The sequence below is a fragment of the Streptomyces sp. AK02-01A genome (assembly GCF_033795305.1).
Classification (GTDB): Bacteria; Actinomycetota; Actinomycetes; order Streptomycetales; family Streptomycetaceae; genus Streptomyces.
In genome coordinates, this window is the sequence record NZ_JARBAE010000021.1 from 49,740 (window position 1) to 62,718 (window position 12,979).

Sequence of the window (12,979 nt, forward strand, 5' to 3'; positions counted from 1 at the left end):
GTCAGGCCTCTCGTTTTGTCTGTGTCGTGCCGTAAAAAGAATGGCACGGCGAGGTCCGCGGCGCGGACGTGAGGAGGTGGCCGGTGAGCATTCCCGAGCCATTGGACGACCCCTGGACCGACACCGGTCCCAGTGACCGTCTACCAGTCTCCCGGCAGCGCCGTGGCGAGGGGCGGGGACGCGAGGAGCAGCACGAGCGCGGCCGCGACAACGCGGCCTGGGACGGCGGGTCCCCGGGTTTCGAGCGGGTGCCGCCGCAGGACCTCGACGCCGAGCAGTCGGTCCTCGGCGGCATGCTGCTGTCCAAGGACGCCATCGCCGATGTCGTGGAGATCATCAAGGGGCACGACTTCTACCGCCCCGCCCACGAGACGGTCTTCCAGGCGATTCTCGACCTCTACGCCAAGGGGGAGCCGGCCGACCCGATCACGGTGGCGGCCGAGCTGACAAAGCGTGGTGAGATCACCCGCGTCGGTGGGGCCTCTTATCTGCACACGCTCGTCCAGTCGGTGCCCACCGCGGCCAACGCCTCGTACTACGCGGAGATCGTCCACGAGAGGGCGGTGCTGCGGCGGCTCGTCGAGGCCGGCACCAAGATCACGCAAATGGGATACGCGGCCGACGGAGACGTCGACGAGATCGTCAACTCCGCCCAGGCCGAGATCTACGCCGTCACCGAACAACGAACCAGCGAGGACTACCTGCCGCTCGGCGACATCATGGAAGGCGCACTCGACGAGATCGAGGCGATCGGTTCGCGCAGTGGAGAGATGACCGGCGTGCCCACCGGCTTCACCGACTTCGACTCCCTCACAAACGGTCTTCACCCCGGTCAGATGATCGTCATCGCGGCCCGTCCCGCCATGGGTAAGTCCACACTCGCGCTGGACTTCGCCCGTGCCGCTTCCATCAAGAACAACCTGCCCAGCGTGATCTTCTCCCTGGAAATGGGACGCAACGAGATCGCGATGCGTCTGCTGTCGGCGGAGGCACGCGTGGCGCTGCACCACATGCGTTCGGGCACGATGACGGACGAGGACTGGACCCGGCTGGCTCGCCGTATGCCGGACGTGTCACAAGCGCCGCTCTACATCGACGATTCGCCGAACCTCTCGATGATGGAGATCCGCGCGAAGTGCCGCCGGCTCAAGCAGCGGAACGATCTCAAGCTGGTGGTCATCGACTATCTCCAGCTCATGCAGTCCGGCGGTTCGAAGCGCGCCGAAAGCCGACAGCAGGAGGTCTCGGACATGTCGCGAAACCTCAAGCTTCTGGCCAAGGAGCTGGAGCTGCCGGTCATCGCGCTTTCACAGCTCAACCGTGGACCCGAGCAGCGTACGGACAAGAAGCCGATGGTCTCCGACCTGCGTGAGTCGGGTTCCATCGAGCAGGACGCGGACATGGTGATCCTGCTGCACCGCGAGGACGCGTACGAGAAGGAGTCGCCCCGAGCGGGCGAGGCCGACCTCATCGTGGCCAAGCACCGTAACGGCCCGACGGCGACGATCACGGTGGCGTTCCAGGGCCACTACTCGCGTTTCGTGGACATGGCACAGACCTGAGCCCGCCACTTGTAGGGCCTCATGTTCCGTGTCGGAATCTCACGGTCGATGTCGGATGGATGTCGGATACGACATCGCTGTGAGACTGGCCAGGCTTTGAAGCCGAATTCGCTCAAACGTGTGGACGTTCCAAGCTCTCTTGGCGAACGTACCGCCGTACGGCCCAGGCTGTCACCGACTGCTTGATCGCATCGAGCCTGATGCTGCGGGAGTGGGGGTGCTTATGCCAGTTAAGTCGGCAATGGTGTGTTTCCGTACATCGGGCCGGGAGTTCGAAGACGAGCCGTGGGAGAGCGTCAGCGGCGCGACGTTAGCGACAGCGTCTCCATGGCGGACATTCCGGTGGTACGACGGCCAGAAGCACTACTCGGGCACCTACTGGTCGTCGACCATGCGTGACCACGTGATTTACGAGTCGCGGCTTGAACTTGCTCGACTGCTGTTTGACGACTTCGACCCATCTGTCCGCCGAATCCTTGCCCAGCCCTTCCTGCTGAAAGCCGAGGTGGAAGGCAAGGTTCGCAAACACATCCCGGACTACCTGCTGATCAGCGAGGACGGTCCGGTCGTGGTCGACGTCAAGCCGAGGCACCGGGTGGCCAAGCCAGAGGTGGCATTCACTTTTGACTGGACGCGACGGCTGTTGGAGACACGCGGATGGCGATACGTCGTGTGGAGCGAACCTGCGTCGGCGGAACTCGAGAACCTTCGGTTCCTCGCCGGGTACCGACGCGACTGGCTCTTCGATGGTCTCCTGCTCGACGAACTTCGAGCGATGGGGCTGGACCGCCGGACACTTGGCGAACTCGATGACGCACTTGCCGGACGGGAACCGGAGGAGGTCCGAGCTGGGGTCCTTCACCTTCTCTGGCGTGGCGAACTGGTCACCGACTTGAGTACCCCGCTCAGCGGTCATCACGTTCTGAAGGTTCCGAAGTGAGCTGGGCCGGAATCCGCGTGGGAGTTGGTACACGGTTCCGCTATGACGGCGAGACCGTTGAGGTAGTCGAGCTGGCGATCACCGCGAACGGCAACGAGGCGGTACTGAAGAATGGCCGCGGGAAGCTGCTGAGACTGGCAGTGAAGGAACTGCTGCTGTCTGACCGAGCTCGTGTGATCCCGGATGCTCCGGGACCGTCCGGTGACGACGACGAAGACGTCGCTGGTGTCGTGCTGAGCCAGCTGTCGAAAGCCGAGCAAGACGGACTACGAGAGCGGGCAGGCCACGTCCGGGAAGTCCTCACCGGTTACCGGGTGGGTGCTCCGGAGCTGGCGGCGGAAGGAGAGCCGAGGCCGGAATACTCGCCTGACCTCCCGCTCGGCGAGCGCTACGCGAGCAAGGCCGCTGAACTCGGCGTCACCGTCCGTACTGTCGAGCGCTGGGTTCGGGACTTCCGCCGCGGCGGCGAGGCGAGCTTGGCGGCTGCTGGGCGACCCGCACGTGGGCGGGCCACGAAACTGGATGACCGGTGGGTGGAGACAGCCACGGAGGTCATGGTCGAGCACGCCAAGGAGTCCAAGCCGTCCCGCACGCTGGTGATCGAGCGGACCCGAGCACGGGTGGTCGCACGGTTCGGTCCGGATGTCGTCCCGCAACCCAGCCGGGCTACGGCCTTCCGGCTGCTTGAGGAGTTGGAGGACCAGCACCCGCTCTTCCGGCTGAGTGCGAAGCGGAACCGGGACATCGCTGGCCGGCCCAATGGGCCTTATGGCAAGTTGCGGCCGACCAGGCCGGGCGAGTATCTCCTGATGGACTCCACCCGGCTGGACGTTTTCGCCTTCGACCCATTCACGCTTCGATGGGTGCAGGCCGAGCTCAGCGTCGGCATGGACTGGTACACCCGCTGCGTCACCGGCATCCGCCTCACCCCGGTGTCGACGAAGGCGGTGGACGTCAGCGCGGTGCTCTACCAGTCGTTCCGGCCCAGGCTGGCTGGGAAGGACTGGCCGCGCTACGCGGTCTGGCCCGAGCACGGCATCCCACGGACGGTCCTCGTGGATACGGCTGTCGCCGAAGGGGCTGGTGCAGCTGGCCCCATTCTGGTTCCAGAAACCCTGGTCATCGACCACGGAAAGCAGTACGACTCCGAGCATCTGACCAGCGTCTGCAGGCGGATGGGCATCTCGATCCAGCCTGCGAGGCTACGGACGGGCCGTGACAAAGGGCCAGTCGAAAGATTCTTTCGCACCCTGCGCGAGGGCCTGCTTCAAGCATTGCCCGGCTATAAGGGGCCGGACGTCCATTCCCGGGGGGAGAACCCCGAGGACGACGCCTTCTTCTTCCTGCATGAGCTGGAAGCGATCATCCGTGAGTGGGTCGCGGCGGTCTACCACCATCGACCGCACACGAGTCTGGTCGACCCGGGCCTGCCAGGGCTGCGGATGTCCCCCGCCGCAATGTTCGAGCACGGCATGGCCCGGGCGGGTTACATCGAGGCCCCCAGAGACCCCGACCTCGCCTACGAATTCCTGAAGACCGAATGGCGCACGATCCAGCACTACGGAGTCGAGATCGGCCGTCGCCGCTACAGCGGCCCCGGCCTCAAAGGCCTCAGCCATGTCCGGAGTCCCTACAAGGGTCCGGTCGAGAACGGATGGCCCTTCCAGGTCGACCCCGACGACATCACCCGCATCTACGTCCGGGACCTGGACCGTCGCTGGCGCACCCTGACCTGGGAACATGCGCCCACGGCCGGTATGCCGCTGAGCGAGGATGCTCTCGCCTTCGCCCGGAAACTGGCTGCTGCGAAGTATCGCTTTCCTGACGACCGTCTCGCGGTCGCCGACCTATTGGAGCGCTGGAACCTCGGCCTGGGCACAACGCTGGCAGAGCGGCGGATGGCCCTGCGGCTATCGCGAGAGCAAGCGGCCATCGAACTGCCCGAGTCCGACGAGTCAGTCGTCTCGCTGCCCTCAGTCCGCAAAGCCCTGGGGGACAAAGAGGGCTCGTCCCACGAGGAGCCGGAGGAGATGGAGCCGGCCGAGACGGGTGATGACGACGAGGCCGACTTCGAAGTCCTCGTCGAAGAGGACGACTTCTACGCCGACGCACTGGAGGACGTGTGACTGACCCGCTCCCGCTGGGCCTGGGGAATCTGGCGTTGTCGCGGAAGGAGGACTTCAAGGAGTTCGCCAACGCTCCGCGTCGCGAACAGCCCAGGTTGCTGACGAGGGCAGAGCTGAAAGCTCTGACCTCTGAGGCGAGAGCCGTCTACGACCGACTGCGCCGGGAGTGGCATGCCAACCTCGGGCCGATCAGGACGCAGCAACTGGCCGATCTTCACGAGGATTTGTGGGACATCGTCGACAGCAATCAGCAGGATGGCGACAAGGCCAAGGGCGCCGTGGCTGTCGACGCCTTTCCCGGCCTCGGGAAGACGACCTCGGTGCTGGCGTTCCTCCGTGAGTTCCACCACCGGGAGATCGCCGAGAACGGCGAGTTCACAGCCCAGGGACACGAACGGCTTCCGGTCTGCCGGGTTGGACTGACCGGCAATACCGGCATGAAGGACCTCAACCGTGGCATTCTGGAATTCTTTGGCCATGCCGGACGCAACCGCGGAACAGCCGCCCAGATGGGCCAGCGGGCCCTGGACTGCGTGTTGTCCTGCGAAGTGCGCGTCCTCGCCCTCGACGATCTGCACTTCCTGAAGTGGCGCAACACCAGCGGCATCGAGGTCAGCAACCACCTGAAGTGGATCGCCAACGAGTTCCCCGTGACCTTGCTGATGATCGGCGTCGGACTCGCAGAGAAGGGCCTGTTCAGCGAAGGAACTACTTCTGGTGACACAGCCCTGGCCCAGACAGGCCGGCGCACGACTCGACTGGACATGCAGCCCTTCACCATCAAGAACGAGGCGGGCCGCCGAGAATGGAGGAAGATGCTTCTCGCCCTGGAGAAGCGAGCGGTCCTGGCCGACAAGTACCCCGGCATGCTCGCAGACGATCTTTCCGACTACCTCTTTGCCCGCAGCACCGGGCATATCGGCTCGCTGATGACACTGATCAACCGGGGCTGCCAGAGAGCCGTCCGCAGCGGCACCGAACGCCTCGACCGTGACCTGCTCGACCGAGTGAAGAACGACGAGGCATCCGAGAATGCTCGCAGGGAGCTCGAAGCAGCCCTGGACAAGCGACGACTCACCAGCCGGCCCCGATCCAGCAACCGGAAAGCCGCGTGACGTCCGGCCTGCGGACTCTCCCGATCAGAGTCGCGCCGCTGCCAGGAGAAGCCCTGGACTCGTGGCTGGAGACTCTGGCCCACCGCAGCATGGTCAGCTTCCGCGAGATCCTGATCGCCTTGGGACTGCCCGGCCGGCGCGACGGCAACCTCCCTGACCTCACCCGCTACCTCGAGCCGGAGCAGGCCGAGCAGGCCGCGGCCGTCAGCGGAGTCCCCGCTGACCGGTTGCATGCGATGACGTTGCGCCAGTACGACGGCCATGCGCTCGTACTGCACCCTCACCGCCGGACGGTGAACCGCATGCAGCTATGGGGCCGAAACGGCTCCCGATACTGCCCCCAGTGCCTTCACGAACACGACGGCCGCTGGCAGTTGCGCTGGCGCCTCCCCTGGAGCTTCGCTTGCACTCGGCACCGGATCCTGCTGCCGCACGCCTGTCCCTCTTGCAACCAGCGCACCCGCCACGGCCGAGTCAGCATCTTCCGTGATCTTCCACCCCATCAGTGTCCTACGACGCTGAAACCGTCAGGGGCGCTCTGCCAGACGGACCTCACCCTGGCCCCCGCTGCCGCCCTTCGCGAAGACAGCCCAGTACTGGCGTCGCAGCGCTGGATCAACGACCTGCTGGACCGAGTCGAACAGGGACAAGCACAGTCCCTCCCCGCACTCCGAATGATCTTCAACGACCTACGTGCGCTGGCCTCCTGGGTCTTGCGCATCGCGGAACCCGACGACTTCCCGACACTTGATCCGCATGTCGAGCAGGCATGCCAGGACTACGCCGGAGACGGCCAGTTCTCGCCCAGCTCGGCGGCAGTGACCGCAGGCGGACTCACTCGCGCCGTCCACATCCTTCAACAGGGCTCCGACAAGGCAAACATCGCCACGCTGCGGACCCTCCTCGAACGAGACGGTGAACGACTTGACCTCATGCCGCTGGGTGACATCAACAGGCGCTGGAGAGGGCACTCCACTGCCCTGCAACAACTGATCTGGCAGGCCATGGACACCCGCATGGCGAACGTGGACCGGCTCCGCTTCCGAAGCTGCACCACTCGCCCGCGCCCACCCCACAAGATGAACGAGACCCTGACCGCCGCACGGGCCGGCCGAGTCCCACAATTACTCTGGCGTGGATGGACTGCTCGCTTCCTGCCCGCCGCCGGCGTCCGGAACATCGGCAACTTCCGCGCGGCCCTGGCCGTCGCACTCCTACTCCCCGGAGCATCCAAACGTCACTTCGATCCCCTGATCAGCATGCTCGGCCACCAGGCGCAACTCGACGTCCACTACACGCTCGCCGAGCTTGCCCAGCAGGGCCACGACGGAGTCCTCACCGGGCTCTGCGAGATCGCCGACTACCTGGACACCCAGCCCGTCCCCATCGACTACGAACGTCGCCGCGGGCTGACAGGCGAGGGCCTTTTGCCTGCTGATGACTGGGTTTCGATTTGCACACAGACCGGTGTCCACTCGGGACAGGAAACGCGGTTGCTGTCTGTGCGCCGCTACCTCTATCAGCGCATCACCGGAAATGATCTCCGGCAGGCGCCAGGGTTGCTCCGGATCACGACCGCCGAGGCGGCGGGAGGCGTCGCGGTGGTTCCCTTCCGGATCACCGCCGCCCTCCTGGGAACTCTCGACGAGTACGGCGAGAACTACCTACGGGGTTTGGGCATCGACGAACCGCTGGCCTGGGAGCCTCCAGCGGACCTTGCCGCTGGACTCTGCCTGCCCGGCGGACCAGTGGACGTGAGACGAGCACACCGTCTCATCTGCGATGAGGGCCGAGCGCCCGCCGTCGCGGCGAAGGAGATGGGCGTCGCTCTCGAGAGCATCCGCCATTGCTTCGAGCAGCACCCACCCAGCAGCCCCTGGCCCTCCAAAAGCGGCGGATCTTGGGTTGACCCCAGCAGGCCCATTGCCCGACGGTCCCGGCTTGCCGCAGCTCAAGCGCGTCAACAAGCACATACCGTGCTCACCGACGAGTTCCTGCGAAGCGAGTACCTCGACGCGCGGAAGACGGTCAGAGAGATCGCCTCAGAGACCCGTCTCCCCAAGAGACTCATCAGCGAGGTACTCAATCAGTCCGGCCTCATCGCTAGCCGAGAGCCATCGAGGAAGCTGATCGTCGATGAGCAGTGGCTCCGAGAGCAGTACATCCGGCAGGCCCGGACCCTGGCCAGCATCGCAACCGAGCTGGACACGAGCCCAACGACCCTCACACGACACCTTCGGGCCGTGGGCATCGAACTCCGTCCACGCGGCGGACACCGGGCCGTGAGCCGAACGGAACTCGAATCAGTACCGCCGCTCATCAGACCGGCCCTCACAGATCGGCGCTGTTGGGGCCGCCTCCAGCGGTTTCGAGCAGCGATGGAACATCGCACCCTCGCCGAGGCCTCACGCCACCTCGGCACCACCCGCTCGGTCCTTTACACCCAGTTTGCCGCACTGGAAAGGGATTTGGGCGTCCAGCTCTACGTCCGCCCCCGCAGGGGCGAGTCCCTCCGCCCCACCCAGGCTGGACAAGCCGTGATGGACGCTCTGACGGACAGCGAAGGCGCTCGACCAGGCGGCAACACTATCGAGACCGGCATTCCTCCCGCCTCCAGGCAGAACCCATGACCAGCCGATCGTCGACGGACGGCTATCGAACAGGACCGCACTCATCGACCAGAACGGTCGGCTCCGACAGGAATACGTTCGGGTCGACGATCCCATAGGCAACATTGAACGTGTCGAGCCAGTACGACCAGTCCCGTATTCCGGCGGCGCTACTGAACCGATAGTTCAACTGCCAACGGACCCACTGCCCCGGGACCAGACGCACCGCCGGCGGCCGCCGCGGGCGAGGCGGCAATCCGAACAACGGCTCCACACGCGCCAGCACGCGAAGCCGATCGCCCTCGTCTCGCAAGCTGAGTCCGACCTGGCGCAAGTCCCTCTCGCTCTCGTGCGGCTCGAAACCGTCACGCTCGGACATCTGGATGACCTGGGCGAAGGAAGACGCCGCTGGTGACACCAGGAACCCCGTTGGCGCTGCATTCCTGCGGGCAGCAGCCTCACCGCCCCTGGAGTACTTCGTCCAGGACGTCCTGATCCACTGCACCGTGATCTCCACTGGAACCGCCTTTCGCCTGGGACACTACGGCGACCACAGCCTGCACGGCACCCTGGTTTCGGCGCGCTGCCCGGCGGCCCGGAAGATTCCAGCTGAGACGGACCTATTGCACAGCGCTAGAGTCCGACAGCGGAGGAGGCGAAGATGGCGCTGAACAAGAAGGGTTCCCGGCGCATAACCGTTGACGGGATCGAGTACCGCTGGCGGATCCGCAGGAAGCCCTCCTACATGCAGGGACTCTGCTGGACACCGATGACCTACGCGGTCGAAGCGGCCAGCGGCAGCCAGCCGGGCACGACCTTGATCGTCACCAGCGGGCAGGCCCATCCCAGCAACTGGGTGGGCGTCGAGACGGAGCCCATTCGTCCGGCTCACGTTGCTGCCAGCATTCGAGAGGCACGGGATCAAGGCTGGGATCCAACCCGGGTCGGTTCTCCTTTCCAGCTCGACCGATCCGCAGGATTCATCGCCCAGTTATGAGATAGAGCGGAGTAGGGCGGCGCATCCGGCCCGGCATCATGGCCTGGTGACCACATGGATGCGCTGCTACTGGGACGAGGAAGACACCTGGTTCTACTTCGAGGTCGACGCCGAAGGCTGGGTGATCCGGCAGGTCGAACTCGAAGGTCCAGAGCTGATCCCGATCGCAGCAGCCTCCCTCGCCGAGTGGCAGCGGGCCCGCGACGCAGGCCGCCTCGGTGATTACGACAGCAGATTCGGGATCACTGCCGAGCTGCCCGTCTCGGAATGGGAAGGCCACGACCCCGAACAACTCACCTTCGAGGAGTTCGAGGATGTCTGGGGCTCTGCCCGTCAGCAGATCGCATCCCGGCCCAGCTGACCTCTCGGCGCCGCACTGGTGTGAAGATCGTGGAACTCCAGCGCGACCCGTCGGCAAGATGAACCTCGGCATCGACGTTGCAGACCTCCTCGATCGCCTTGTCCGGTTCCACGAGGAAGAGCACCTGGAAGCCGGCGGCCCGAACCCGGTAATAGGGGGCCTCCCAGCCGGCATCAGAAGCCCGACCCTCAGACGCCGGGCCCGCCTGTTGCGGCATCGACGCCGTCACTGAAGCTCCTCACCCGGCGGTATGAAGGCGTCGGCGCTGTCGGCGTCCTCCACATGCCCCTGAGCATCGACCGTGATGGCAGTCGCCCGGCCCTGCGAAGTGATCAACCAGGCCAGCACCTGCTCCGTGAGAGGTGATCCACCCGGCCCTTCATCCGTCCAGTGTGCCCGCCATCCCCCACCGGGTATCGCGGCAACGACCTGATCGGCCCGCTCCAAGTGGGAGAAGTCCACGTAGTCCGTGACCTGGCGCAATGCCCCTCGCTGCGGGTCGACCACCAAGGCTGCCCCGGTTGCGGGATCCCATCCCTCCACACGCACCATGCGACCGATCTCGGTCTCAGTGCCATTGAAGATGGCGGTCCATCCGGTCTGATTGAAGTATCGGAGTTGCATGGCGTCATGATCCCGGAGGTCCGGCGACCTGCTCGACCTCCGTGTCGTGGAAGCCGTGGTTATCAAGAAACCGGCAGGCCGGTGATGCTGATGACGAAGACCCGACGGACTGTGGAAGCGGACCCAGACATTCCTGTAGGGCTCACGGAGCTTGTGACCGACCGGCGGGCAGCCGGGCCAGCGTTGCTGCCACAGATCCGTCAGAAGCACCCGCACATCTCCAGTCAGTGGAGCCGCGACTGGCTCCCCAAGCAGGGGAGGCCGCCGAGCAGGTGGGAAAGAGCGCGGTCAGTGGATTTGATGCTTTCTATGCTGGTGCCCACGTTCACTCGTTGGGGGACTTCGTTGCCGGTGGGATACCGCACCGCCAGCAGTCGTTCGCGTGGTCGTCCTGGCAGACGTAGCCGATGGCACCATCCACGCACCATTCGGCGGCCTCCTCGGACAGCAGGTCGGGCCCGGCAAGGAGCAGCCGACGAAATTCCGTGGTGTCCGCAATGTCGGCCGGCCGGTTGGTGAACCACTCGTCGAACCAAGGCTTGTCCTGGTGTATGCGCCAGTGCGCATTCTCCCGGTCGTCGACAGCCGTAAGGAACCGATCGACGATGCGCCCCCAACTCGGTGCTCCGAACCAGCCGTTGTCGGAAGCACAGAAGGATTCGATCAGGGTTCGCAGGCCGAACTCCTTCTCGCGAAGGCAGTACCTTCGCCCCCATGAGATCGCGACCTGTGCCATCTCTGCGAGTTCTTCTCGCGGATCAACCTCGTGCGCCGGGTCGTCAGGGTTGTGGCAGGCCAGCCCGAGCTCGAGTACGGACTGCCCTGTCGGTAGAACCCGGGACGGGTTGACGATCGCGAGACCGAGACCGATCCAGTCGACATGGTCGAACGACATCATCGAGTGCACGAGTCGGGTGGTTGCCGTGTTGATCCGCATCATTGTGCCGTCGTGGAGCGGACTCTTCCCGGCATGCCAGTTCTCGACGGGTGTGTTGCGCCACACGGCGAGCGTGATGCGGGTGGCAGCGAGCCACAGCAGGGCGTCGTCGTCGAGGTGCCCGAACCGCTTGGCACACTCCTGGGCGCCGTAGGTGATCAACTCTTCCGGTTTCGGCCACCTGTGGCTGTCGGGCCCTTCAGGCCTTTCAGGCGCGTACTCGTAGTCGTCGGCGTACTCGTCGAGGATCGCGCTCAACTCGGCTGCGCTGTATGCCTCGCTGTACTCGGAGCTGTCCGGCTCCTCGACGGTGTACATGTCGTGGTCCCAGGAGACGTACACGTCGCCCCAGAGCACGACGTCATCGCACTCGCTGGCGTTGTCCGTCACAACCGGCCTGATGGTGATCGGAGCAGTACGCCCGTCGGTTCGCTCGCCGTCCTTCTTGGCGGCCCATGCGGTGATGATCCCGAGCGGCTTCGGAAGGAGAGGGCCGACCTCGGTGATGCTGAACGGCTCGTCGTCGTCATCGGTGTCGAACCGGCTGTTGACGAACGCGACCGCCTCGGAGGGCGTGCTGACGATGGACTGGGTACCACTCTGGTTGTCAACCACTCGCCACAACGGGCTGTTTTTCACGATGCTCTCCGATCGCGGTGAATGTACCCGGGGCGGGTGCGATGCACCGGGTCGCTCGATACTGACTCCGATTAGGTACTCAAAGGGGCCGGGCTGACAGGCTGCACTCGTGGCCCTCAACGATGCCTGGACGCTGGTTGGGCCGAAACCACCCCCGAGCCGGCCAGGGAGGCTGCCGTTTTCCGGTGCTGGCGGCCTCGGGACCGGCCCCATCTCGCCGCACTCTAAGCGCAGGGTCTGACATCCGGACCGGGCAGCAGGTTCATGCGGTCGACAATGAGCGCATGGACGTCCCTGAGTTGCTCGAAGCAGCTTTCCTGTTGGTTCCGGAAGAGACCGCCACCGAGAATGACATCACGGTGGGAGACGTCTGGGACTACCTCGTTCACGACGAGTGGGAGATCGCCCTGGGTCTGCTGGAGGAGTTTGGGGAGGCTCACTCGCTCCCTTTGGCTTTCTGGGAGAAGCTCGCCGAAGCGGCTGATCAGCTCCAGCTGGAGCGGAGTGCGGCTTGGTGCCATTGGCGATGCTCCGAGCTCCGCAACGGCGTGATCAGGGCGGATTTGACGCTCCGCCCTGCCGCCGAGGCGCGACGCACGACGCCAATCTCCGGCGCGGGTGTTCTGCGGCCCATGTGGGACATCGGTCTCCTCTCACCCACCGGCGGACGTGCGGTCAGCATCGCTGGGCTCTGGGTTGAGAACATGCCCATGCTAGAGCCCGGCGGGCGAGCCACGGTTCGCCTTGTGCCCCTCACTCCCTCCCACTGGACGCACGTCCAGCCCGGCCAGCAGATCACCATGCACGAGGACCGAGTCGTGGCTGGCACCGCAGTCATCCTGGAGGTTTGCCTCCCTGCCACCGTCATGCCCGCGCGATGACCGAACTGCTTGCCGGTGCACGTATCTCCGTACGTGGTGGTGCACTCAGACGGGACGCGGACAAGCGGTGGTGCCGGCTGGGCAGTCTGAGGAAATGACACCGCTCTGAGACAGCCGGCGGCCGACACGTCGTGAGACTGGAGAGGAACGTCCAGCTCACAGCGTCGGCGCCTGACACCGAAAGCGAG

The 12,979-nt window shown here is 65.1% G+C and carries 11 protein-coding genes; 8 read left to right on the forward strand and 3 right to left on the reverse strand.

The window, feature by feature from the left end:
- Positions 1–83 precede the first annotated feature (83 nt).
- From dnaB to PV679_RS20300, 5 genes are all read left to right on the forward strand, one after another.
- Positions 84–1,562, forward strand: a complete 1,479-nt coding sequence (gene dnaB / locus PV679_RS20280) for a replicative DNA helicase (protein ID WP_319681740.1) — start codon at positions 84–86, stop codon at positions 1,560–1,562.
- A 139-nt stretch (positions 1,563–1,701) separates the two neighbouring features.
- Positions 1,702–2,502, forward strand: a complete 801-nt coding sequence (locus tag PV679_RS20285; protein WP_319681741.1) for a TnsA-like heteromeric transposase endonuclease subunit — start codon at positions 1,702–1,704, stop codon at positions 2,500–2,502.
- Entirely contained in the window at positions 2,499–4,628 is a 2,130-nt protein-coding gene (locus PV679_RS20290) for a helix-turn-helix domain-containing protein (RefSeq protein ID WP_319681742.1), read from the forward strand. Before PV679_RS20285 ends, PV679_RS20290 begins: the two co-directional genes overlap by 4 nt.
- On the forward strand, positions 4,625–5,743 hold the full coding sequence (locus PV679_RS20295; protein ID WP_319681743.1) for an ATP-binding protein: 1,119 nt from the start codon (positions 4,625–4,627) through the stop codon (positions 5,741–5,743). The genes PV679_RS20290 and PV679_RS20295 overlap by 4 nt, the downstream gene beginning before the upstream one ends.
- Entirely contained in the window at positions 5,740–8,373 is a 2,634-nt protein-coding gene (locus PV679_RS20300) for a TniQ family protein (protein ID WP_319681744.1), read from the forward strand. The genes PV679_RS20295 and PV679_RS20300 overlap by 4 nt, the downstream gene beginning before the upstream one ends.
- 22 nt (positions 8,374–8,395) lie before the next feature.
- Here the strand turns inward: PV679_RS20300 and PV679_RS20305 are convergent, their stop codons facing one another.
- Positions 8,396–8,869 carry a hypothetical protein gene (locus PV679_RS20305; protein WP_319681745.1) on the reverse strand — a complete coding sequence of 158 codons (474 nt, stop codon included), beginning with the start codon at positions 8,867–8,869 and terminating at the stop codon, positions 8,396–8,398.
- Positions 8,870–9,013: 144 nt separating this feature from the next.
- Between PV679_RS20305 and PV679_RS20310 the strand changes: the two genes are divergently transcribed.
- Positions 9,014–9,349, forward strand: coding sequence for a hypothetical protein (locus PV679_RS20310; protein ID WP_319681746.1), 336 nt, complete (start codon positions 9,014–9,016; stop codon positions 9,347–9,349).
- Between the two features lie 58 nt (positions 9,350–9,407).
- A complete protein-coding gene (locus PV679_RS20315) occupies positions 9,408–9,710 on the forward strand; it encodes a hypothetical protein (RefSeq protein WP_055592348.1) in 303 nt (100 codons plus the stop codon).
- A gap of 225 nt (positions 9,711–9,935) precedes the next feature.
- Here PV679_RS20315 and PV679_RS20320 read toward each other — a convergent pair whose 3' ends face one another.
- Both PV679_RS20320 and PV679_RS20325 read right to left on the reverse strand, forming a co-directional pair.
- Entirely contained in the window at positions 9,936–10,334 is a 399-nt protein-coding gene (locus PV679_RS20320; RefSeq protein ID WP_018547596.1) for a hypothetical protein, read from the reverse strand.
- Positions 10,335–10,659: 325 nt separating this feature from the next.
- Positions 10,660–11,886: a hypothetical protein gene (locus PV679_RS20325; protein WP_319681747.1), complete on the reverse strand. Its 1,227-nt coding sequence runs from the start codon at positions 11,884–11,886 to the stop codon at positions 10,660–10,662.
- A 308-nt stretch (positions 11,887–12,194) separates the two neighbouring features.
- Between PV679_RS20325 and PV679_RS20330 the strand changes: the two genes are divergently transcribed.
- On the forward strand, positions 12,195–12,791 hold the full coding sequence (locus PV679_RS20330; protein WP_319681748.1) for a hypothetical protein: 597 nt from the start codon (positions 12,195–12,197) through the stop codon (positions 12,789–12,791).
- Positions 12,792–12,979 lie beyond the last annotated feature (188 nt).

What these genes read in the sequence shown, in the direction of transcription:
- PV679_RS20310 (WP_319681746.1), top strand. Translation starts at nt 9,014, where the DNA reads ATGGCGCTGAACAAGAAGGGTTCCCGGCGCATAACCGTTGACGGGATC.
- PV679_RS20315 (WP_055592348.1), top strand. Translation starts at nt 9,408, where the DNA reads ATGCGCTGCTACTGGGACGAGGAAGACACCTGGTTCTACTTCGAGGTC.
- PV679_RS20320 (WP_018547596.1), bottom strand. Translation starts at nt 10,334, where the DNA reads ATGCAACTCCGATACTTCAATCAGACCGGATGGACCGCCATCTTCAAT.
- PV679_RS20330 (WP_319681748.1), top strand. Translation starts at nt 12,195, where the DNA reads ATGGACGTCCCTGAGTTGCTCGAAGCAGCTTTCCTGTTGGTTCCGGAA.